The organism is Litoreibacter arenae DSM 19593 (genome assembly GCF_000442275.2).
Classification (GTDB): domain Bacteria; phylum Pseudomonadota; class Alphaproteobacteria; order Rhodobacterales; family Rhodobacteraceae; genus Litoreibacter; species Litoreibacter arenae.
The window spans coordinates 974510-996581 of the sequence record NZ_KE557306.1; the positions used below are offsets into that span (position 1 = coordinate 974510).

The following is a 22072-nucleotide window of genomic DNA, read 5'->3' on the forward strand; positions in this document are numbered from 1 at the left end:
ACCGCGACACGGAAGGCGGTGGAAAGCCCTTTCGGGGCAAAGGGTAAGATGATGCTGCTATTGATCGATAATTACGACAGTTTCACCTACAATCTGGTGCATTATTTCGGGGAGTTGGGCGCGCAGATGAAGGTCGTGCGCAATGACGCGATCAATGTGCAAGAGGCCATGGCCCTGCGCCCGCGCGGCATTGTCCTTAGCCCCGGCCCCAAGGCCCCCGCCGACGCGGGCATCTGTCTTGCCCTCACGCAGGCGGCGGCAGAGACGAAAACACCGCTGTTCGGGGTATGTCTCGGCCACCAGACCATCGGCGAGGCGTTCGGCGGCAAGGTCGTGCGCCACAGCGAAATCGTGCACGGCAAGATGGGGCGCTACGTCCATGACAACAAGAGCGTGTTCAAAGGCCTGCCCTCGCCCTTCGAGGCGACACGCTACCATTCGCTGGTGGTAGACCGCGCCACCCTGCCCGACGCGCTGGAAATCACAGCGCAGCTGGAGGACGGCACCATCATGGGCCTGATGCACCGCGACTTGCCGATCCATGGCGTTCAGTTCCACCCCGAGAGCATCGCATCGCAGCACGGGCATCAGATGTTGCAGAACTTTCTCGACCTGTTGCCCGCAGGCGAAGGAGTGGCCGCATGAGTGACAGCCTCAAGCCGCTGATCGGGATTGCCGCCGACCGTCCCCTGACCCGTGACGAAGCCGAGGTCGCGTTCAAGGCGCTGTTCGAGGGCCGCGCCACCCCCAGCCAGATCGGCGGGTTGCTGATGGCCTTGCGCACCCGTGGCGAAACAGTCGAGGAATACGCCGCCGCCGCTACCGTGATGCGCGCCAAGTGTCACGCGGTCGACGCCCCTGACGGCGCGATCGACATTGTCGGCACCGGTGGCGACGGCATGGGCACGCTGAATATCTCGACGGCCACCGCCTTTGTCGTGGCGGGTGCCGGTGTCGTGGTGGCCAAGCACGGCAACCGCAACCTGTCGTCCAAATCCGGCGCAGCGGACGCGTTGGGGGCGATGGGTATCAACGTGATGGTGGGGGCCGACGTGGTCAGCCGCGCCATCTCGCAAATCGGCATCGGCTTTATGATGGCCCCCATGCACCATCCCGCCATTGCCCATGTCATGCCCACCCGCACCGAGCTTGGCACGCGCACGATCTTCAACATCCTCGGCCCCCTGACCAATCCGGCGGGCGTGAAACGGCAGCTGACCGGTGCATTCTCCGCCGACCTGATCCGCCCGATGGCAGAGACCTTGCTGGCGCTCGGCTCGGAGAAAGCGTGGCTGGTCCATGGCGGCGACGGCACGGATGAATTGGCGATCTCGGCACCCTCCAAGGTCGCGGTGCTGGAGGACGGCGCGGTGCGTGACATGGAAATCGCGCCGGAGGATGCAGGCCTTACCCCGCACCCGTTCGAGGATATCATCGGCGGCACACCCGAAGAAAACGCCCATGCGTTCCGCGCCTTGCTGGCGGGCGAAGCGTCGGCCTATCGCGATGCGGTGCTGCTGAATTCGGCTGCGGCACTGGTCGTGGCCGACAAGTCCGCTAACTTGCGTGAGGGTGTGGACATGGCCCGCGCCAGCATCGACAGTGGTGCAGCCAAAGCCAAGGTCGATGCCTTGGCGAAATTTACCTCGGAGGCCAAATGAGCACCCCTACCATTCTGGAAAAGATCAAGGCCTACAAACTTGAAGAGATCGCCGCCCGCAAAGCGGAACGCAGCATCGAGGATCTGGAAGCCGACGCCGCGGACGCCCCCGAGCCTCGCGGCTTTGCCGAGGCGCTGTCCGACGCCGCGATCAGCGGCTACGGCCTGATCGCCGAGATCAAGAAAGCCAGCCCGTCCAAGGGCCTGATCCGCGAGGATTTCGACGTGCCGGAACTGGCGAAAGCCTACGCCGCAGGCGGCGCGACTTGTCTCAGCGTGCTGACAGACGGACCGTCCTTTCAGGGCGCGGACGAGTTTCTGCGGCAGGCCCATGACGCCTGCGATCTGCCGATCCTGCGCAAGGATTTCCTTTACGATCCTTATCAGGTCGTGGAGTCCCGTGCGCTTGGCGCGGATTGCATCCTGATTATCATGGCCTCAGTGGATGACGTGCTGGCGCATGAGTTGGAGGATACCGCAACGCGGCTGGGCATGGACGTGCTGGTAGAGGTTCACAACGCCGAGGAGCTAGAGCGTGCGATGAACTTTAACAGCACGCTTCTGGGCATCAACAACCGTGATCTGCACACGTTCGAGGTGACGCTTGATACGACGCGCAAACTGGCGCGGCAGGTGGCGGAGGACAAGCTGATCATCGCCGAAAGCGGGTTGTTCGAGCCGACCGACCTGTCCGACCTTGCCCGCTACGGCGCGCGGTGCTTCCTGATCGGCGAAAGCCTGATGCGGCAAGAGGACGTGGCCCAGGCGACCCGCCATATCCTCAGCGACAAGCCCATGACCGGAGGTCTCTAGATGTCCGAGCTGACCCATTTCGACGGGGACGGGAATGCGCATATGGTCGATGTGTCGGACAAGGCCGTGACCTCGCGCATCGCGGTGGCCGAGGGCTGCGTGAAGATGAATGCCGACACCTTCGCCCTGATCGCGGAGGGCCGCGCCAAGAAAGGCGACGTGTTGTCGGTCGCGCGTCTGGCGGGGATCATGGGGGCCAAGAAATGCTCCGAGTTGATCCCGCTTTGCCACCCATTGCCGATCACCAAGGTTGCGGTCGATCTGGTACCGGATGCCTCACTGCCGGGGGTCCGGATCGAGGCGACGGTTAAGACCACAGGGCAAACCGGCGTGGAGATGGAGGCGCTGACCGCCGTATCCACTGCCGCATTGACGGTCTACGACATGGTAAAAGCCGCTGATAAAACCATGGAGATCAGCAACATACGTCTCGTCCTTAAAGACGGTGGCAAGTCCGGTCTGTTTGAGGCCAAGCGGTAATGATTTCAGTGTCGGAAGCGCTGGCCGCCGTTCTGGACCTTGGCGCGCCTGTCGAGGTGGAACATGTGCCGCTGGATCAGGCCGATGGCCGCGTATTGGCGCAAGACGTCGCCGCGACGCGCGACCAACCTCCGTTTTCGGCCTCCGCCATGGATGGCTACGCGGTTGCGACCGCAGATGTGACTGAGGGGGATCGTTTCACCGTTATCGGCGAGGCTGCCGCCGGTCACCGGTTCGAACGGACCATCGGTTCAGGCGAAGCGGTGCGCATCTTCACCGGCGCTCCGTTGCCCGGTGGCGGCGTGCGGGTAATCATTCAGGAAGACGTGACGCGCGAAGATGATGCGATCACTGTGGGCGGGAAACTTGGTGCCGGTCATCATGTGCGCCCTGCGGGAGGTGATTTCAAAGCGGGCGACGTTCTGTCCGCCCCGCGCAGATTGAGCCCATCCGACGTGGCTTTGCTGGCCTCGATGAATGTCCCTTTCGTGCCCGTCCGCCGACATCCAGTTGTCGCGATCATTGCGACGGGGGACGAGTTGGTGAGTGCTGGCGGGACGCCGCGTGACGACCAGATCATCGCCTCCAACTCGCTGGGTCTTGCGGCCATGTTCCGCCGCGCTGGTGCGACGGCGCGCGTGTTGCCTATTGCGAAAGACACGCCGTCTTCGCTGAAAATGGACCTGTCCTTGGCCGAAGGGGCTGACCTGCTGGTCACCATTGGCGGGGCATCGGTGGGCGACCACGACATTGTGGCCGAGGTGGCCGAAAGCATGGGGCTGGAGCGGCAGTTCTACAAGGTAGCCATGCGTCCCGGCAAACCGCTGATGGCGGGATGGATTGGCGGCATGGCGATGATTGGACTGCCCGGAAATCCCGTGTCATCAATGGTTTGTGGAGAAGTTTTCATTCGCCCCTTGCTCGACAAGTATCTGGGCTTGCCCAGTGGCCCGCGCGCCCGTATCGAGCTGCCTCTGACGGAGCCGCTTGAGGCGAACAGCCAGCGCGAACACTACATGCGGGCGGTTGTTGAGAACGGGACCGTTCGGGCGTTCGCACGTCAGGACAGCTCGCTTTTGACAGTGCTGGCGCAAGCCAATGCCCTGATCGTCCGCCCGCCCGGCGATCCGGCCCGCAACGTGGGAGAGCCGGTGCAGGTTATCGCTTTGTAGGCGTTGACACAAAACGGGAACAACGGTAGAACAACAGGGAACATGGCGCAAAAATGCGCCGCCATTCAGGGAGTTCTGAGCCGATGCTGACGAAGAAACAGCTGGACCTGTTGAAATTCATCCATGGCCGCATTCAACGTGACGGGGTTCCGCCCTCGTTCGACGAAATGAAAGATGCGCTGGACTTGCGCTCGAAGTCGGGGATTCACCGCCTGATCACGGCGTTGGAAGAGCGCGGTTTCATTCAACGTCTGGCGCATAAGGCGCGGGCGCTGGAGATCATCAAACTGCCCGACGCGATGGAAGGGAACGGCTTTACCCCTCGGATCATTGAGGGCGACCGCCCTGCCGCTAATCCCGCCGCAATGGCGCTTGAAGGCGTGCATGCGCTGGAACTTCCGGTGATGGGCCGCATCGCTGCGGGTACGCCAATCGAGGCGATCAGCGAAGTGTCGCATCATGTGGCAGTACCCGGCTCGATGCTTGCGGGGAGCGGCCATCATTATGCGCTGGAGGTCAAAGGCGACTCCATGATCGAGGCTGGCATCAATGACGGCGACGTGGTCGTCATCCGCGAACAGATCACCGCCAACAACGGCGATATTGTCGTGGCCTTGGTCGAGGATCAGGAAGCCACCTTGAAACGCTTCCGGCGGCATGGATCGTCCATCGCGCTGGAGCCTGCGAACTCTGCTTATGAAACCCGTGTCCTGCCTGATCACATGGTCAAGGTGCAGGGACGTCTGGTCGGATTGATCCGCTCCTACTGACGTCGCTTGCGCGGTTTGGGAACCCACAGCCGGTCGCCTTGGCGGGACCGGCTGTTTTCATATCTCAGGCCGGTTTTAGTTTCGTAAATGGCCACCGACCCACCTGTCAGAAAATCTGCGCCGCTCCATCCCTGACACCCTTCGGGCAAGAAATCCGTGAGACGTGGCAGCACCACCAGATCGTTGGTCGCACAGGCTTGTGCAAGGTCGATCTTCTCAGGGTTCGCCGCGTTGAAGACGAGCTTCACACCGTTCAGGTTCACACGCAGGTCATTGGCGGCAAAACCGGCCCGCGTGGCGGCGTGAGCCTGATCTCCTGTGTCGCCATCGTTTTCCAGCCACACCTGCGCGGAAAAACCATCGCCTTTTGGCTTGTTCAAAGCGCGTCCACCTTCGCCGAGGACTCCGATGAGGCGACCCGTTTCGGAGATCAGCACCGTTGGCCGTTCTGTCGACGCCCAAAACAGCAATGCGGCACAAATCGGCAATAGGCCGATCAAGCGCCCTGCCCCTTGCCAAAGACAGAGGAACAGCCCTCCAAGCGCCACGAGCGGCAAGACATGCACGGATGGGGCCATAATCGCACGCGTGCTGCCGTTTAGCCCCGCAACGAAGTCGGCGACGCCCAGTATCCATGCCAGCCCAAGTTCCATGACCGCCAAGCCAGCCGCTTCCAGCCCAAAGGGTGCCAGTAAGCCCGCCAGCAATGCGCCGGGCATAACAACGAACCCCATCACCGGAACAGACAGCAAGTTGGCGAGCAGGCCGTATTGCGACACCTGATTGAAATGCGCGGCCCCAAAGGGCGCAGTCGCAGCGCCTGCGATGAAGGATGAGACCAGCAAGGCCACAACGCCCGAAAGCCACTTGGGGACGCGCAAGAATGTCCCGCGGTCCCGTATGGCTCCGAAGACTGCCACCAAGGCTATGGTCGCTGCGAACGACATTTGAAACCCCGGCCCGACAAGCGCCTGCGGGGTAGTTACCAAAATCACGAGAGCCGCCATGGCCACCGCCCTGAGCGACAGCGCCGGTCGCTCCAGACAGATGGCCAGCAACATGACCGACACCATGATGAACGCTCTCTGCGTCGCAACGCTGGCACCGGAGATGCCAAGGTAGACCAGCGCGGCGGCAAAGGCGGCGACGGCGGCGACCTTACGGATCGGAAGTCTGAGAGACGCAGCGGGGATTGCCGCGAGGCAAAGCCTTATCACCGCGAACACGGCCCCCGTAAGCAGCCCCATATGCAGCCCCGAAATCGCAAGCAGATGAGCCAGATTGGACGCGCGCAGAATTTCCAGCGCGGACGCATCCAGATCAGACCTGTCTCCGGTGATGATAGCGGCAGCGAACGGACCTTCGCGCATCGACATGCGGGACTTGATCCCCTCCGACAAGGCGCGGCGGATCGTGTAGAGGCGCAAGGCCGCATCCGCATTCTCTATCGCCGCAGGCTTGTATCTGAGCATGGGATTGCGGGTATAACCCAACGCTCCCAACTGCTGAAACCAAAGGTGGCGCTGGAAGTCGAAGCCGCCCGGCTCGACGGGACCCGATGGCGGACCCAGATGGCCCGTTGTGATCACAACATCCCCCGGCGTGAAAGTCGTGCCCATATCGGGCCCATGCAGCGAGACCCGCACCTTCACCGGCGTCCGCGCAGGCGGCACGCGCGAAAGCCGGACATTGTCGAGAGTGAGGCGCATTTTCTCGGAGGCCGACTTGTCGATGGCAATGATACGCCCCTCGATGGGTCCGTAGTAGCGGTACGACAGGACGGGGGCAGCAACCGCATGGGCCTTGTATGTCGCCACCACAGCCCCTGTAAGCGACAGGGTCAGCGCCCACAAAACGAGGGAGACCCAGCTGCCCCGGTGGCATCCGCGCCAGACCGCCACAAGCCAGCATAACAGCAGCACGGCGGCGCATAGGCCCAATCCCCATAAGGGTGGCTCCTGCATCAAGCTGAAATAAATTCCGATGCCGACGCCCAGACAGACCGGTGCCCACGGGAACAGGTGCGATTGCTGACGTCCAAAGCTTCCGGATACAGCGTGCAGCACCGCGAGGACCAAGGACGGTCGCGTGACGTCAGCTGCTCTTGTCTCAATCGTTTCTATTGCCTACACCTGAGCGCCAACGAGCTGGCCTTTCAGGCCATGCTCCCCTGTGCAAGTCCTGCCCGAACATGCTTTCCAAAAGGTTAAACTCTCGATGACAGACGCCCCCGTGGTCACCCGCTTCGCCCCTTCGCCAACCGGCTACCTGCATATCGGGGGCGCCCGCACCGCCTTGTTCAACTGGCTGTATGCGCGGGGACGTGGCGGCAAATTCTTGTTGCGGATCGAGGATACGGACCGCGCAAGATCCACGCCGGAGGCGACGCAAGCCATTCTGGACGGCCTGACATGGCTGGGACTGGATTGGGACGGCGACGCCGTCAGCCAGTTCGAGAGCGCCGAGCGTCATGCCGAGGTCGCGCGGGAAATGCTTGCGGCAGGCACCGCTTACAAATGCTTTTCGACGCAAGAGGAAATCGAGGCATTCCGCGAAGCCGCTCGGGCCGAGGGGCGCTCGACCCTGTTCCGCTCGCCTTGGCGCGACGTGGCGGATGCCGATCATCCAGACGGCCCTTATGTTATCCGCATCAAAGCGCCGCAAACTGGCGCGATCACAATCAAGGACGCCGTCCAGGGCGACGTAACTTGGAAGGCGGACACGCTGGACGACATGGTGCTCCTCCGGTCCGATGGAAGCCCTGTCTACATGCTGGCGGTGGTCGTGGATGACCATGACATGGGCGTGACGCATGTAATCCGCGGCGATGATCATCTGGCGAACGCGGCGCGTCAGTCGATGATCTATACGGCAATGGGCTGGGATCTACCTGTCTTCGCACATATCCCGTTGATCCATGGTCCGGATGGCAAAAAACTTTCCAAACGCCACGGCGCGTTGGGGGTGATGGAATACGCCGCCATGGGCTATACGCCTGCCGGTATGCGCAATTATCTGGCACGGCTGGGGTGGAGCCATGGCGACGACGAAGTGTTCACGACCGAAAAGGCGCTGGAATGGTTCGACCTTGGTGGCATCGGCAAAGCGCCTGCACGGCTCGACTTTAAGAAAATGGAAAACATTAACCGCCATCACATCGGCATGAGTGATTCCGAGACCATGCTGCGTGATGTGCAAAATTACCTTGCGGCAATCGGCGAGTCCCCGTTGCCTGACGACAAGGCAACGGCATTTGTGCAGGCTTTCGGTCAGATGGATGTTGCCGACAAAACCGTCGGGGATTTGCTGGGGAAATTTGCATTTGTGCTCGATGAGCCGCCCTTCACGCTGGATGAGAAGGCCGAGAAACTGCTTGACCCGGTATCCCGTGGTATACTGACGCAATTGACGCCGCACCTGCAAACTGCTAGCTGGAACCGCGAGGAGTTGGAGCAAACCGTGACGAAGTTCGCCGAGGCTCAGGAACTCAAATTCGGGAAACTTGCAGGCCCGCTTCGGGTTGCGCTTTCGGGCCGCGCGGTTTCCCCAAGCGTCTTTGACATGATGATGGTCTTGGGACGTGACGAAACACTTGCCCGACTGGTTGCAGTCGATAGTTGATGCTCCAAGCCGCATTCGGTGGCAGATGACAAGATAATAAGACTTAGGTGGCCGATAACGCCATATATAACAGGAGGTTGCGACCGCGTTCACCTCCGGACACACGAAAGGTGAATGTATGTCAGACAAGACCGCACGACTGATAATTGGCAATGAAGAGATCGAATTGCCAATCCTGACCCCGACTGCTGGACCTGATGTGGTCGACATCAGAAAGCTCTACTCCAAGGGCGGCGTATTCACCTATGATCCCGGCTTTACTTCGACCGCCGCTTGCGACAGCACCATCACCTTCATCGACGGTGACAAGGGTGAATTGCTGCACCGCGGCTACCCAATCGACCAGTTGGCCGAAAAGTCTCATTTTCTCGAAGTTTGCTTTCTGCTTCTCTACGGCGAATTGCCCTCCGCCGCCGAGTTGGAGGATTTCGAAGCCCGTGTGACCCGTCACACTATGGTGCACGAACAAATGCACAACTTCTTCCGCGGCTTCCGCCGCGACGCGCACCCCATGGCGACGCTCGTGGGTGTGGTCGGCGCGATGTCCGCGTTCTACCATGATAGCACCGATATCAACGACGACTGGCAGCGCGAAGTTGCCGCGATCCGGCTGATTGCCAAGCTGCCGACGATCGCTTCGATGGCGTTCAAGTATTCGATCGGTCAGCCGTTCGTGTACCCGCGCAACGATCTCGATTACGCGGCAAACTTCTTGCACATGTGCTTCTCGGTTCCCGCCGAGAAATACGAGGTCGATCCGATCCTCGCCCGTGCCATGGACCGCATCTTCACGCTCCATGCCGATCACGAGCAAAACGCGTCTACATCAACCGTGCGCCTTGCGTCGTCATCCGGTGCCAACCCGTTCGCCTGTATCGCCGCAGGTATCGCATGTCTGTGGGGTCCGGCACATGGCGGCGCCAATCAGGCCTGCCTGGAGATGCTGGAGGAAATCGGCACCGTCGACCGCATCCCCGAGTATATCGCGCGTGCAAAGGATAAGGACGACCCATTCCGCCTGATGGGCTTTGGCCACCGCGTCTACAAGAACTTCGACCCGCGCGCGAAGGTGATGAAGCAGTCCGCCGACGAAGTTCTTGATCTTCTGGGCATCGAGGACAACCCCAAGTTGCAGGTCGCCAAAGAGCTTGAGAAACAGGCGCTGAACGATCCTTACTTCGCCGAGAAAAAACTGTTCCCCAACGTGGACTTCTACTCCGGCATCATTCTGGAGGCGATGGGCTTCCCGACCTCGATGTTCACACCGATCTTCGCGCTGGCGCGCACAGTGGGTTGGATTTCGCAATGGAAAGAACAAATTTCCGACCCAAAACTGAAGATCGGACGGCCTCGCCAGCTCTATAAGGGCGAAACGCTTCGCGACTATGTCGACATCGAAAACCGCTAATATAAATAAGGCCACCTTCGGGTGGCCTTATTTTTGTTGGATGGGATGAGGCGTCAGCGACCCTCGTAGTTCGCCGCACGTTTATCCAGAAACGCCAATACGCCCTCTCGGAAATCATGGGTCTTGCCGCACTCGCCTTGAAGCTTCGCTTCAAGCAATAGCTGCTTCTCCAGATCATTGTCGAAACTGGACCGGATGATCTTCTTAACCCGCGTGTAGGCTTCTGTTGGCCCGTTCGCCAGATAGCTGGCACGGTCGCGCCAGTGCTGCGCAAAGCTGTCATCGGGCACAGCTTCCCAGATCATCCCCATGGCGCTGGCCTGCTCGGCGGTAAGCGGTTCTGCGAACAGCGCGGCCCCCATCGCTTTTGCCATGCCGATCTGACGCGGAAGAAAGTAGCTGCCACCCGCATCCGGGATCAAACCGATCCGCGTAAATGCTTGCAAAAAGACCGCGGATTGGGTCGCAATCACAACATCAGCCGCCAAGGCAAGGTTGGCCCCTGCCCCCGCCGCCGGCCCGTTCACCGCCGAAATAGTCGGTATCCGGCAGTTATAAATTGCCATCAACATCGGCACATACTCGTCGCGCAACGTCCGTTCCAGATCGGTGGAGGCGACAGTGGCGCGATCTCCCAGATCCTGCCCGGAACAGAACGCACGACCCTTGCCGGTCAAAACCAGAACCCGCGCCTCGCTCTCGGCGGCCTTGACCGCGTGCAATATCTCGGCGCGCATTTGCGTGTTCAGGGCGTTCATCACCTCGTCGCGTGTGAATTCGATCACCGCCACATTATCGGCAATGCTGAGCCGCAGGGTTTCGTATTGCATCGGCACGTCTCCAAATTCTGTGTTGCCGCTCACGATAGCGAACCGGTCAGTTCAGAAAAAGCGAAACGCGCCGTCACGCGGCAGATTTATCCGCCGCGCTCGGCCCTCCACGCTTCCAGCGCGGGGTTTGTCGTCGGAGTTTTGCGCATGACCTTCGGCTTTGGCATGTCGGTCGGGCGTCGAACATAGTGCAACTCGCGCGCCCCGAAATAGAAGCTGACGATCGCACCAAGCAACCACCACAGCGGCTCCGGCACGTAAGCCAGCCCCTGCATCCGGCTGCCAAAAGCCACCGGGTCGAGCATGGCGTAGACGAACAGGCCCAACGTCCCGAGCGCCAGCATCGGGCGGGGCAGCCGGTTGAGACCATTCATCAGGCGGTCGAAAAGACCCAGACGGCCATACTGAAACTCCGCGCCGTGCTGGTCGAGCGCAGCGGTGAATGCCTCATGCCCAAGTTCCATCTGCCGAGTGGCATTGGGGCGAAACGCGCCAGCAACATCCACCACAGCACCGGCAGCATTGCCCATGCCGCCCTTCAGAATGGTAGAGATCAGCCCCATGACGCCACCCGCGCGCGATGCTCCGCTGAAGAGAAGTGATAGGCTGGGGACAGAAATTCTTCTGCCCGCTTGATCCATCCGCCTTTGCCGCCGTCACGTCTGCGAGCATATTTTCGGGATGCCGGGCGGCGGTCTGCCAGATCGTAATAGTAGTTACGCCGTGCGATGCCGTAGGCGTCCGCCATATAGTCCGGCGCGTCTTGATAGGCAGCGTAGCTTGCCCGAACCGTGTGCGGCCCGATCCGCCCGTCTACTGCGACATCATGGCCCATGTCGTTGAGCAGATTTTGCAGCAGTTTGACCGCGTTTGCGCCGGCATTCACATGCATATCGAACACACTCGCTTGAAGCGGTTCGGGCAATGCGTCGATCCGCGGGGCGCGAAAATAATGGTCGATAAAAATCTCGACCGCCTGATCCTGTGTCAGGGCTTTGACATCCGCGATGCTCACCCGCCCGTCTCCGGTCAGATCAAGCCCCAGTCGGCGCATTGTATGGATTGTGACACCGTGGTTCGTCGGCCCACCCGGGTCGGCGGGGTCGTTGACATAGCCGCCTTCCCGGCGAACGATGTCGTGGGCAATTTCAAACACTGTCTGCATATCTGGCCTCCGCTACAATGCGGGGCCGAAGCTGCGCCTAAATGGTTAACGGAGCCTCTAGGCACCGTCCGGTGTCTGGTAAACGCCTTGTTCCTTCAACGCGTCGATGACCTCTTTGGGCATGTAAGTCTCATCGTGTTTCGCAAGAATTTCAGACGCTTGGAAAACACCGCTGATGTAGCGACCGGTGCCGACCATGCCCTGACCCTCTTCGAAAAGGTCCGGCAGGATACCGGTATAGGACACAGCCACAACCGCGTTGCCATCCGTCACGTTGAAGGTGATTTGCTGCGACTCGTTGACTTTCAGGCTGCCCTCTTCGACCAGCCCGCCGATGCGGAACGTCTCGGATTCACCGGGCGGTGTTTCCACCACCTCGGTAGGCGAACGGAAAAAGTTAATCCCGTCCTTCAAGGCATATCCGATCAATGCGGTCGACAAAGCCAGCGCGATTGCGGCAACGGCTATAACCTGAATACGACGCTTTTTCTTGAGGCCCTTCATTGCGTATCCTTTACGGGAACAGCGGGGCCATCATCAGCCCCTCGGTCTCTTCAAGACCTAACATCAGATTTGCGTTTTGCAACGCCTGACCGGATGAGCCCTTCGTGAGATTATCGAGCGCCGCAGTCACGATCGCCCGCCCCTCGATCCGGTCACCGGTCACGCCGATATGCACGAAGTTGGAGCCGCGCGTCTCATGCGTCGATGGCGCTTCCCCGAAAGGCAGGATCTCGATGAACGGCTCGTCGCTATAGGCCTCTGCCAGCGTGGCGTGGATTTCGGCGGCATCGCCTTTGACATAGACCGTCGCCAGAATACCCCGGTTCATCGGCACCAGATGCGGGGTGAACTGGACCTTCACGGGCCGCCCCGCAATCGCGGAGAACTCCTGATCGAACTCCCCCAAATGCCGGTGCGTGCCGCCGATGGCGTAGGCATTGCTGCCTTCTGACAGTTCGGCGTGGAGTAAGTTCTCTTTCAACGACCGCCCCGCACCGGACACACCGACTTTCAGGTCCAGAATAATGTCATCCAGATCAATCACGCCGCCCGCAATGAGCGGCCGCAATGCGAACTGTCCCGTCGCCGCGTTACAGCCGGTGCCCGCCACCAGCCGCGCTTTGGCGATGTCGTCGCGGTAGAACTCGGTCAGGCCGTAGACCGCCTCTTTCTGCATCTCAAGCGCTGCGTGATCATTGCCATACCACTGCTTGTAGGCGTCAGGGTCACGCAGCCGGAAATCGGCGGACAGGTCCACGATCTTCAGTGTTTTGGGCAGTTTCAGGATCACTTCTTGCGATGTCTTGTGCGGAAGTGCGCAAAAGCACAGGTCGATGCCCGAGAAGTCGATCTCGTCAATTGTGACCAGTGTAGGCAGGTCGAGATGCCGCAAATGCGGGAAGACATCCGCCATCTCCATACCCGCCTTGCGGTCCGCGGACAGGGCCGCGATGGACATGGACGGGTGGGTGGAGATGAGCCGGACAAGCTCTGCGCCGGTATAGCCGGACGCACCAAGAATGGCGATTTTATGGGTCATGAGAGACTCCGTATGTATTTAAGAACGGTTTAGAAGAAAGACAGGCGCGCGGCAATCATGCCGCTTCGAACTGGATCTTTCGTCGCAGGAATTGCGTCGCTCGGTCGCTGACCTGCGCAGGGTTGCCCGTGGTCAGAAACCGCGTCTCGGAGCTTTCGCCCAGCATGTTTGGATGCCGTTTCAAGTAATCAGCAAGGCTCGCAGACACCAGATTTGCCTGTGAGAACACTTTTACATCCGCACCTAACGCGTCCTGAAATACCTGCTCCATCAGCGGGTAATGCGTGCAGCCCAGAATGGCGGCCTGCGGTTTCGGCATCCGCCGTTTCAGCGCATCGACATGCGAGCGCACCAGCGCCTCCGCCAACATCTCGTCACCAGCTTCCAGCGCATCGACCAGACCGCCGCAGGGTTGCGCTTCCACATCGACACCGACCGCACGGAACGCAAGTTCACGCTGGAACGCACGCGAGGCAACGGTCGCAGGTGTTGCGAACAACGCCACATCCCGCACGTCCACCTGACGGGGCGGGGAATTGTCCCCCCAGTTGCGTTCGGTCAGTGCCTCGATCATCGGAACGAAAACCCCGAGCACGCGCTTGTCCGTCGGCACCCAGTTCTCCTGCATCCGCCGCAACGCGGCGGCCGACGCCGTATTGCACGCCAGAATGACCAGATCGCAGCCCGCGTCGAACAGTGACTGCGTCGCAGCGCAGGTCAGGTCGTAAATGTCATCGGCGGTGCGCACGCCATACGGCGTGTTGGCGCTGTCGGCAAAATAGCACACCGGCAGATCGGGCATATCCGCCGCGATTTGCTTGTAGACGGTCAATCCGCCTAGCCCGCTGTCAAAGATGCCTACCGCCATGTGCCTGTGCCGCTCTAGAGTTTCGCCCCTTGTCGTCCAATTTGCAGCGCTAGTCCACCGCGTTTTGAAGCTATCGGTACGGCACCCCCGGCAAGATCGAGAGCATCTCGAACATGATGTTGGCACCGGTCAACGCCGTATTGCCAGAGGTGTCATAGGGCGGCGAGACCTCCACCAGATCGCAGCCGACGATGGGCAGCCCGCGCAGCCCGCGGATCAGCTCCAGCGCCTGCGGCGTGGTCAGCCCGCCGATCTCGGGCGTGCCCGTTCCGGGTGCTATGGACGGGTCAAGGCTGTCGATATCGTAGGTGATATAAACCGGCCCCTCGCCCATGCTGTCCTTGATCCGGGCGGCCAGCGGCGCCGTGGACTTGTGCCAAAGCTCCTGCGCCAGTGTCAGGTTGAACCCCCAATCGCGCGGCTCGTCGAAGTCTTCGGCCGTGTAGCCTGTGCCGCGCAGGCCGATCTGATAGACGTCCTTGGGGCGCAGCAACCCTTCCTCATAGGCGCGGCGGAACACGGTGCCGTGGGTTTCACGCTCGCCGAACATCTCGTCGTTGACGTCCGCGTGGGCATCGACATGTACAAGCCCCACAGGCCCGTGCTTCTTTGCGATGGCCCGCAGGATCGGAAGCGTGATCGTATGGTCGCCTCCGATGGTCATCGGGATCACGTCATGCTTTAACAAGTCGTCGTAGTGTTCTGTAATTATATGGATACTTTCCTGCAAATTGAACGTATTGATCGCAACGTCACCCACGTCTGCGCATTGCAACGCATCGAAAGGCGCGGCACCGGTTTGCACCGCATAAGGCCGGATCATGGAGCTTTCACTACGCACCTGCGCAGGCCCGAACCGCGTGCCGGAGCGCCAGCTGGACCCGTGATCCATAGGAATACCGACGAAGGCCACATCCAGCCCGTCCGCGGTCTCCACACGCGGCAGGCGCATGAAGGTGCCCTGCCCGGCAAATCGGGCCAGATCATTTCCAGATATTGGTTGGTTCGGCATCACGCACGCTCCCGCTTGTTATAACAATATAAGCACATCAATTCCGTCGCGACATGCGCACCAGCCACAGCCGTGGCGCTGCCAACGTCAAACGGGGGCGAGACTTCGACCACGTCGCCGCCCACCATGTTCAACCCCTTGAGGTCACGCAGGATATGCAAGGCTTGCGCCGAACTCAGACCCCCTGAAACAGGTGTGCCCGTGCCGGGGGCGAAAGCGGGGTCAAGGCAGTCGATGTCGAATGTGACATAGGTTTGGTTGTCGCCGATGACCTCCTTGATCTTCTTCACAACGTCAGCGGTCCCGCTTTCATGGACCTCCCGCGCGTCGATGACTGTGACACCCAGATAATCCTCGCACACGGTGCGAATGCCGACCTGTGCAGAGCGCTCCGGCACGATCAGCCCTTCCTTCACGGCTTTGTAGAACATCGTCCCGTGATCCACGCGGTTCATGTCGTCGTCGGGCCATGTATCGGAATGCGCATCGAATTGCAGCAGAGAGAGCGGGCCGAACTTCTCCACATAGGCGCGCAGAATCGGGAAGGTGATGTAGTGATCACCGCCCAGACAAAGCGAGCCTGCATTCGCCTTCAGGATCGTGCGGAAGTGATCCGTTACTGCCATAGGAAATGCGGGTATATCCGCATAATCAAACGCTAAATCTCCATAATCTGCCACATTGAAATCCACCATGGGGTCGATATCCCAGCCATATGGCGGATCGAAAGCCTGCAAGCTGGACGCTTCCCGGATCACCCGCGGTCCCAATCGTGTTCCGGGTCGGTTTGTGACCGCTTGATCAAACGGCACGCCTGTCACCGCAAGGTCAACGCCCGTCAAATCCTTCGTATACGTGCGCCGCAAAAAGCTGGTCGCCCCGCCAAATGCGTTCTCGAAGCTGGCCCCCTTGTAGCCCTTACGGGTAAAGGCGCTGTCCACGTCATTCGCTGCATCTGTCAGTGCCATCTATCCTACCTTCTGCCCGTCTTTCACTAGCTGGTCCGTGACCTCGACAATGGCATGCTCCAGCGTCTCCGCGACGAAGTCCACCTGAGATTGTGTGATCACCAAAGGCGGTGACATGACGTTCAGATGCCCCATCGGGCGCACCATCAATCCGCGCGCTTCGGCGGCGTCGGAGATGCGCTTCCCCACGTCCAGATGATCCGGCAGCAGCGCCTTGGTAACCTTGTCCGCGACACTCTCGACGCACATCATCAGCTTGCGCCCGCGCACATCCCCGGCAAGCGGCAGTGCTTCAAGAACACTCAGCCGCTCCTCGAAATACCGCCCGACTTGCGCCGCGTGATGCAGCAGGTTTTCCCGCTCTATGATCTCGATGTTCTTCAACGCGGCGGCGCAGGCGACAGGATGGCCCGCATAGGTGAAGCCTGACGCGTACCAGCGGTCGCCCTGCATAGCGTCCCAAATCTGGTCCGAAAATATCGTTGCTCCAATGGGTTGGTAGCCGGAGCTCAACCCCTTCGCACAACAGATAATGTCCGGTTGAACACCGAATTCGTCCCAGGACGCAAACCAGTGCCCCAGTCGCCCAAAACCGGTCACGACCTCGTCGGCGATGAACAGGATGTCATGCTTGCGGCAGACCTCTGCCATGCGCTTCAAGTAGCCTTCCGGCGGAACGACGACGCCACCAGAGGCCTGAATAGGCTCCGCAAAGAAACCGCCGACCTTGTCAGGGCCAACCTCCTCGATCTTCGCTTCAAACTCGGCGACCAGATCGTCACAGAACTCGGCCTCGCTGCGGTCGCTAATGGCACGGTAGCAATCCGGCGCGCTGATATGATGGATGCCATCCGTCTTGTAATCGAACTCCGGCATTTTATCACCGGCCCGCTTGCCGATCGAGATCGTCGCAAAGGTAGAGCCGTGATAGGAGCTGTTCCGCGCGATCACGTGGGTCTTGTCCGTCCGCCCTGCGCAGCTCTGATAATAGGCGACCATCCGGTACGCGCTGTCGATCGCGGTTGAGCCGCCCGTGGTGAAATGCACATGGTTCAAATCGCCGGGTGCCAATTCTGCCAGCTTGGCGCTCAGCAAAGCTGCCGGGCCGTTGGTCATGTCCACGAACGTGTTGCAGAACGCCAGCTTTTCGGCTTGCGCGGCAATGGCATCCGCCATCTCGCGCCGTCCCAGCCCGATATTCGTGCACCACAATCCGCCCACAGCGTCGAGGTATTCACGACCGTCACTGTCCCATAACGAACAGCCGTCGCCGCGCTCGATGACGAGCGCCCCGTCGCGGCTGAAACTCTCGAAATGCGTCCAGGGATGAAGCGCGTGGGCCTTGTCGAGTGCTGCGATGTCGAGGTTGGTATCGGCGCTCATAGCGGCTCCTGTTGTGGCGTTATGGCCAACCTGCCGATACGTTCGTGACAATGCAAGTCTTGCACCTATCTCGTTGCACAGGCAGACAGGATACACGCTGCAAAATAAAAAGGCCGATATGACCACTCCCGAACGACTACAACTCCGCAGCGAGTTTCTGGACGCGATGAGCCAGCTTGTGGCCTCTGTCACGATCGTCACCACGGACGGACCGGCAGGAACGGCGGGTGCTACGGTCTCCGCCATGACGTCGGTCTCCGCTGATGGCGACAGCCCGACGATGCTGGTCTGCCTGCACCACGAGACGACCGCCGCCCCCGCAATCCTGGCAAACCGGTGCTTTTGCATCAACGTATTGAGTGCCGATCAATCCGACATCGCCAACGTGTTCGCCGGTCGTGTCCCTGCCCCGAATGGTGACAAGTTCGCCGCAGGCCCTTTCGCAAAGATGCGTAGCGGCGCGCCCGGACTCGAAACAGCATTAGCGCGTTTTGATTGCAAACTGCTATCGGACGAACGCATCGGCACCCATCACGTGATGATCGGGTCCGTGATGCAGGTGGCCCGCCTTGGCGGCTTGCCCCTGCTATATGGCAACCGCGCGTATCAGGCCCTCGCCTAGAGCGGCTGCGCGGTCTCGACGAGTTTGGCGAAGAAGGACGCCCCTATCGGGGCCACCTCGTCGTTGAAGTTGTAATTCGGGTTGTGCAGCCCGGCATCCGTTCCTTGACCCAAAAACAGGTATGAACCGGGTCGGCTTTCCAGCATGTAGGAGAAATCCTCCGCCCCCATCTCGCGCCCGCCATCGTCAGTTACCGCACCGCTGCCAGCGACATCCCGCGCCACTTTCGCCGCCAGCGCGGTTTTGGCCGCGTCGTTGACCGTGGCGGGATATCCGCGCTCGTAGTCAAGCCGGACCTCGACGCCGTAGCTTGCAGCCTGACCCTCAACAATCTCCGTCATCCGCCGCTCGACCATCGACCGCACCTCATTATCGAAGGTGCGCACGGTGCCGTTGATATAGGCCGTGTCAGGAATCACGTTGTCTGCCGAGCCGGTGTGGATTTGCGTCACCGACACCACAAGATCATCCAGCGCACGGTGGTTGCGTGACACGATGGTCTGGATGGCGTTGCAAATCCCCAAGGCCGCGACCACAGGGTCTTTGGTCTCATGCGGAAAGGCCCCGTGCCCGCCAACCCCGTCGATATAAATGTGAAACGTGTCCACAGCGGCCATGATCGGGCCCGGCGTCGTCACGAATTCCCCGAACGGCACGCCGGGGTTATTGTGCAGCGCGTAAACCTCGCCAATGTCGAACCGGTCCATGATGCCCTCTTTCACCATGACCTCCGCACCGCCGCCACCTTCCTCGGCAGGTTGGAAGATCAGCGCCACACGGCCTCTGAAGTTCCGCGTCTCAGCCAAATACCGTGCGGCCCCAAGCAACATTGTCGTGTGCCCGTCATGGCCGCAGGCATGCATGCGGCCCGAAACGGCAGACGCATAGTCCAGCCCCGTGGCCTCCTGCATCGGCAGCGCATCCATGTCAGCCCGCAAGCCTATCGTGGGCCCATCGCCCTGACCTTGGATGATCGCCACGACCCCGCTTTGCGCAATCCCCTCATGAATCTCGGTGATGCCAAACTCCTTCAGGCGCTCCACCACAAAGGCGGCTGTCTGATGGCAGTCAAATTGCAGCTCGGGGTTGCGGTGCATCCACCGTCGCCACGCCGTCATGTCTTCGGCGTAGTCTGCGATGCGGTTCACGGGTGGCATGGCGGCGGTCCTTCTGGTTATCTGCGCGCATTGATCCACCAAACGCGAAGGCGCTGCAATGCCCGATCTTGTCTACGACGCCACCCAACCCATGCCCCGCCTGATCGAGATCATGCGCCGCCTGCGCGACCCTGACACCGGCTGCCCGTGGGATATCGAGCAGGACTTCGCCTCCATCGCGCCTTACACAATCGAGGAGGCCTATGAGGTCGCCGACGCGATCGAGCGCGGTGACTGGGCGGAGCTGGAAGGCGAGTTGGGCGACTTGTTATTGCAGACCGTCTACCACACGCAGATGGGAACCGAGGCCGGCCTGTTCGACTTCGCCTCCGTCGCCAATGCCATTTCCGACAAGATGATCGCTCGCCACCCCCATGTCTTCGGCAGCGAGAGCCGGGACAAATCCGCCGAACAGCAGGTCGCCGACTGGGAGCAGATCAAGGCCGCCGAACGCGCAGACAAGGCGCAGGGTGGGACGCTGGACGGCGTCGCCATCGGCCTGCCCGCGCTGCTTCGGGCGCTCAAACTGCAAAAACGCGCGGCCCGCGTGGGCTTCGACTGGCCCTCAACCGAGGAGGTGCTCGACAAGATCGAGGAGGAATGCCGCGAGCTGGTTGAGGCCAGGGACGCACTCACACATTCCGAGATCGAAGAAGAATACGGCGACTTGCTGTTCGTCATGGCAAATCTCGGCCGCCACCTAAATCTCGACCCCGAAGCCGCCCTCCGCGCCGCCAACGCCAAATTCACCCGTCGCTTCGAGGCGGTCGAGGCCAAACTCCACGAACTTGGCAAAACACCTGCCCAATCAAACCTCAGCGAAATGGATGCCCTCTGGGACGCGGTCAAGGCCGAAGAAAAACCATAACTGCTTCATTGCTTCCAAAATATTCCCCCCGGAGGGTCGATCAGCCCGGCATTACCGCGCTTTGAACAGGCTTCCCATGATCCCGCGCACCAAGGCCGTGCCGGTCTTCGTTCCGAGCGAGCGCATCATCGACTTGGTGAAAGCCTCGGTCACCGTATCACCACGGCGCGTTCGGGTGGTCTTCGAGGTCGAGCGTGTCACCCGCGTGCCTGAATAGCGTCGCCCGGTCTGATACTCGCGCTCGCGGGCCTCCAACTGCTCCTCTTTGGCTTCCGCTTCTTCGGCCGCTTTCGCCGCGGCTTCGGCCCGCTTCGCCAACATCTCGAACGCCGACTCGCGGTCCATGACGGTCTCGTATTTGCCAGCAACCGGCGAGCCGTCGATGATCGCGCGGCGCTCCTTGGCGGAAATCGGGCCCAATTGCGAGGACGGCGGGCGGATCAATGTCCGCTCCACCACGCCGGGGATACCCTTCTTTATCAGAAAGGACGTCACCGCCTCCCCCACGCCCACTTCCTTGATGGCGTCCTCCACGTCAAAACGCGGGTTCTCGCGGTATGTATCCGCCGCCGCCCGCAGGTCTTTCTGATCCTTCCGCGTGAACGCCCGCAAGGCGTGCTGCACGCGGTTGCCAAGCTGGCCCAAAATGTCCTCCGGCACGTCGGCGGGCTTCTGGGTGATGAAATAAACCCCCACCCCTTTGGATCGGATCAGGCGGGCCACCTGCTCCACCTTATCCACCAGCGCCTTCGGTGCGCCGTCGAACAGCAGATGCGCCTCGTCGAAGAAGAAGACGAATATCGGCTTGTCGGGATCGCCCACTTCCGGAAGCGTCTCGAACAGCTCTGACAGCAACCACAAAAGGAAAGTCGCATAAAGCTTGGGGGCCGACATCAGCTTGTCGGCGGCAAGAACGTTGATCTGCCCGCGCCCGTCGGCACCGATATGGAACATATCCTCCAGATCAAGCGCCGGTTCCCCGAAGAAATCCCCCGCGCCCTGATTTTCCAGCACCAGCAACCGACGCTGGATCGCGCCAACCGATTGCGACGACACGAAGCCGTAGCGCAAGGCCAGAGCCTTGGCGTTCTGGCCGATCCAGACCAGCAACGATTGCAAATCCTTGAGGTCCAGCAGCGGCAAGCCTTCTTCATCCGCGACACGAAACGCGATGTTCAGGATACCTTCCTGCGCCTCTGATAGCTCCAGCAGACGCGACAACAACAGCGGCCCCATCTCGCTGACCGTTGTGCGAACAGGATGACCGCTCTCGCCATACATGTCCCAGAACGTGACCGGAAACGCGTCGTAGCTGTAGTCGGAAAACCCGATCTTGGCGGCGCGTTCCATGAACGCACCGTGCAATTTGTGGCTTTCCGTGCCAGCCGCTGCGAGGCCGGACAAATCACCCTTCACATCGGACATAAACACTGGAACGCCAGCATTCGACAGGCTTTCTGCCAGAATCTGCAACGTAACGGTCTTGCCGGTGCCCGTGGCGCCAGCAATCAAGCCGTGCCGGTTCGCATATTTCAGCAAAAGCTGCTGTGCATCCGCGTAGCCTTCGCCGCCGCCTCCTACAAAAATACTGTCCGTGTTTGCCATCATTGTCCCCCCGAGGCCCCTGCGTTCGCAGCTATATCTCGCTTCACAATAGCTTGTTAACACCTCTGTGCCAGTATGAACCTCATGCGATGTGCATGTCTTGGCGGCACGTTGCATGACTTCCTCC

22 protein-coding genes are annotated in these 22072 nt (G+C 60.6%); 10 read left to right on the forward strand and 12 right to left on the reverse strand.

Translation table 11 applies throughout. From position 1 onward, the window contains the following. The first annotated feature begins 51 nt into the window (after positions 1-51). From THALAR_RS04845 to lexA, 6 genes are all read left to right on the forward strand, one after another. Positions 52-645 (forward strand): anthranilate synthase component II, encoded by a 594-nt coding sequence (locus THALAR_RS04845; protein WP_040817232.1) that lies wholly within the window; start codon positions 52-54, stop codon positions 643-645. After that, entirely contained in the window at positions 642-1661 is a 1020-nt protein-coding gene (trpD, locus tag THALAR_RS04850) for an anthranilate phosphoribosyltransferase (RefSeq protein ID WP_021100377.1), read from the forward strand. The genes THALAR_RS04845 and trpD overlap by 4 nt, the downstream gene beginning before the upstream one ends. Continuing rightward, a complete protein-coding gene (trpC, locus tag THALAR_RS04855; protein ID WP_021100378.1) occupies positions 1658-2473 on the forward strand; it encodes an indole-3-glycerol phosphate synthase TrpC in 816 nt (271 codons plus the stop codon). Before trpD ends, trpC begins: the two co-directional genes overlap by 4 nt. After that, positions 2474-2953 (forward strand): cyclic pyranopterin monophosphate synthase MoaC, encoded by a 480-nt coding sequence (moaC, locus tag THALAR_RS04860; protein WP_021100379.1) that lies wholly within the window; start codon positions 2474-2476, stop codon positions 2951-2953. Further along, the gene (locus THALAR_RS04865) at positions 2953-4125 is read left to right on the forward strand and encodes a molybdopterin molybdotransferase MoeA (RefSeq protein WP_021100380.1); all 1173 of its coding nucleotides are present in this window, start codon (positions 2953-2955) and stop codon (positions 4123-4125) included. The genes moaC and THALAR_RS04865 overlap by 1 nt, the downstream gene beginning before the upstream one ends. Before the next feature lie 83 nt (positions 4126-4208). Beyond that, entirely contained in the window at positions 4209-4895 is a 687-nt protein-coding gene (lexA, locus tag THALAR_RS04870) for a transcriptional repressor LexA (RefSeq protein WP_021100381.1), read from the forward strand. Here the strand turns inward: lexA and THALAR_RS04875 are convergent. Further along, a complete protein-coding gene (locus THALAR_RS04875; RefSeq protein ID WP_083483389.1) occupies positions 4889-6973 on the reverse strand; it encodes a ComEC/Rec2 family competence protein in 2085 nt (694 codons plus the stop codon). The genes lexA and THALAR_RS04875 overlap by 7 nt on opposite strands. A gap of 139 nt (positions 6974-7112) precedes the next feature. On the opposite strand from THALAR_RS04875, the gene gltX reads away from it, so the two are divergent. Next, the gene (gene gltX, locus THALAR_RS04880) at positions 7113-8516 is read left to right on the forward strand and encodes a glutamate--tRNA ligase (RefSeq protein ID WP_040817237.1); all 1404 of its coding nucleotides are present in this window, start codon (positions 7113-7115) and stop codon (positions 8514-8516) included. A gap of 118 nt (positions 8517-8634) precedes the next feature. After that, positions 8635-9924: a citrate synthase gene (locus THALAR_RS04885; protein WP_021100384.1), complete on the forward strand. Its 1290-nt coding sequence runs from the start codon at positions 8635-8637 to the stop codon at positions 9922-9924. Positions 9925-9977: 53 nt separating this feature from the next. On the opposite strand, the gene THALAR_RS04890 is transcribed toward THALAR_RS04885, so the two are convergent. The 9 genes from THALAR_RS04890 to THALAR_RS04930 all read right to left on the reverse strand — a co-directional run bounded on the left by THALAR_RS04890 (position 9978) and on the right by THALAR_RS04930 (position 17693). Next, entirely contained in the window at positions 9978-10754 is a 777-nt protein-coding gene (locus THALAR_RS04890; RefSeq protein WP_021100385.1) for an enoyl-CoA hydratase-related protein, read from the reverse strand. An 86-nt stretch (positions 10755-10840) separates the two neighbouring features. Further along, positions 10841-11317, reverse strand: a complete 477-nt coding sequence (locus tag THALAR_RS04895) for a holin family protein (protein ID WP_021100386.1) — start codon at positions 11315-11317, stop codon at positions 10841-10843. Then, entirely contained in the window at positions 11308-11919 is a 612-nt protein-coding gene (locus THALAR_RS04900) for a holin-associated N-acetylmuramidase (protein WP_021100387.1), read from the reverse strand. Before THALAR_RS04900 ends, THALAR_RS04895 begins: the two co-directional genes overlap by 10 nt. A gap of 57 nt (positions 11920-11976) precedes the next feature. Continuing rightward, positions 11977-12423: a cytochrome c maturation protein CcmE gene (gene ccmE / locus THALAR_RS04905; RefSeq protein ID WP_021100388.1), complete on the reverse strand. Its 447-nt coding sequence runs from the start codon at positions 12421-12423 to the stop codon at positions 11977-11979. Positions 12424-12433: 10 nt separating this feature from the next. Next, positions 12434-13462 (reverse strand): N-acetyl-gamma-glutamyl-phosphate reductase, encoded by a 1029-nt coding sequence (gene argC, locus THALAR_RS04910; protein WP_021100389.1) that lies wholly within the window; start codon positions 13460-13462, stop codon positions 12434-12436. A 55-nt stretch (positions 13463-13517) separates the two neighbouring features. Further along, positions 13518-14330 carry a glutamate racemase gene (locus THALAR_RS04915; RefSeq protein ID WP_021100390.1) on the reverse strand — a complete coding sequence of 271 codons (813 nt, stop codon included), beginning with the start codon at positions 14328-14330 and terminating at the stop codon, positions 13518-13520. A gap of 70 nt (positions 14331-14400) precedes the next feature. Next, positions 14401-15342 carry an agmatinase gene (gene speB / locus THALAR_RS04920; protein ID WP_021100391.1) on the reverse strand — a complete coding sequence of 314 codons (942 nt, stop codon included), beginning with the start codon at positions 15340-15342 and terminating at the stop codon, positions 14401-14403. Beyond that, positions 15342-16310, reverse strand: a complete 969-nt coding sequence (speB, locus tag THALAR_RS04925) for an agmatinase (RefSeq protein ID WP_021100392.1) — start codon at positions 16308-16310, stop codon at positions 15342-15344. The genes speB (THALAR_RS04920) and speB (THALAR_RS04925) overlap by 1 nt, the downstream gene beginning before the upstream one ends. Further along, positions 16311-17693 carry an aminotransferase gene (locus THALAR_RS04930; protein ID WP_021100393.1) on the reverse strand — a complete coding sequence of 461 codons (1383 nt, stop codon included), beginning with the start codon at positions 17691-17693 and terminating at the stop codon, positions 16311-16313. Positions 17694-17811: 118 nt separating this feature from the next. Between THALAR_RS04930 and THALAR_RS04935 the strand changes: the two genes are divergently transcribed. After that, entirely contained in the window at positions 17812-18315 is a 504-nt protein-coding gene (locus tag THALAR_RS04935) for a flavin reductase family protein (protein ID WP_021100394.1), read from the forward strand. Here THALAR_RS04935 and THALAR_RS04940 read toward each other — a convergent pair. Further along, complete coding sequence (locus tag THALAR_RS04940; protein WP_021100395.1) at positions 18312-19472, reverse strand: M20 aminoacylase family protein; 1161 nt, start codon at positions 19470-19472, stop codon at positions 18312-18314. The two genes, THALAR_RS04935 and THALAR_RS04940, sit on opposite strands and share 4 nt — an antisense overlap. Positions 19473-19530: 58 nt before the next feature. Between THALAR_RS04940 and mazG the strand changes: the two genes are divergently transcribed. Further along, complete coding sequence (gene mazG / locus THALAR_RS04945) at positions 19531-20340, forward strand: nucleoside triphosphate pyrophosphohydrolase (protein WP_021100396.1); 810 nt, start codon at positions 19531-19533, stop codon at positions 20338-20340. Between the two features lie 51 nt (positions 20341-20391). Here the strand turns inward: mazG and THALAR_RS04950 are convergent, their stop codons facing one another. After that, positions 20392-21945: a helicase HerA-like domain-containing protein gene (locus THALAR_RS04950; RefSeq protein WP_040817720.1), complete on the reverse strand. Its 1554-nt coding sequence runs from the start codon at positions 21943-21945 to the stop codon at positions 20392-20394. Positions 21946-22072 lie beyond the last annotated feature (127 nt).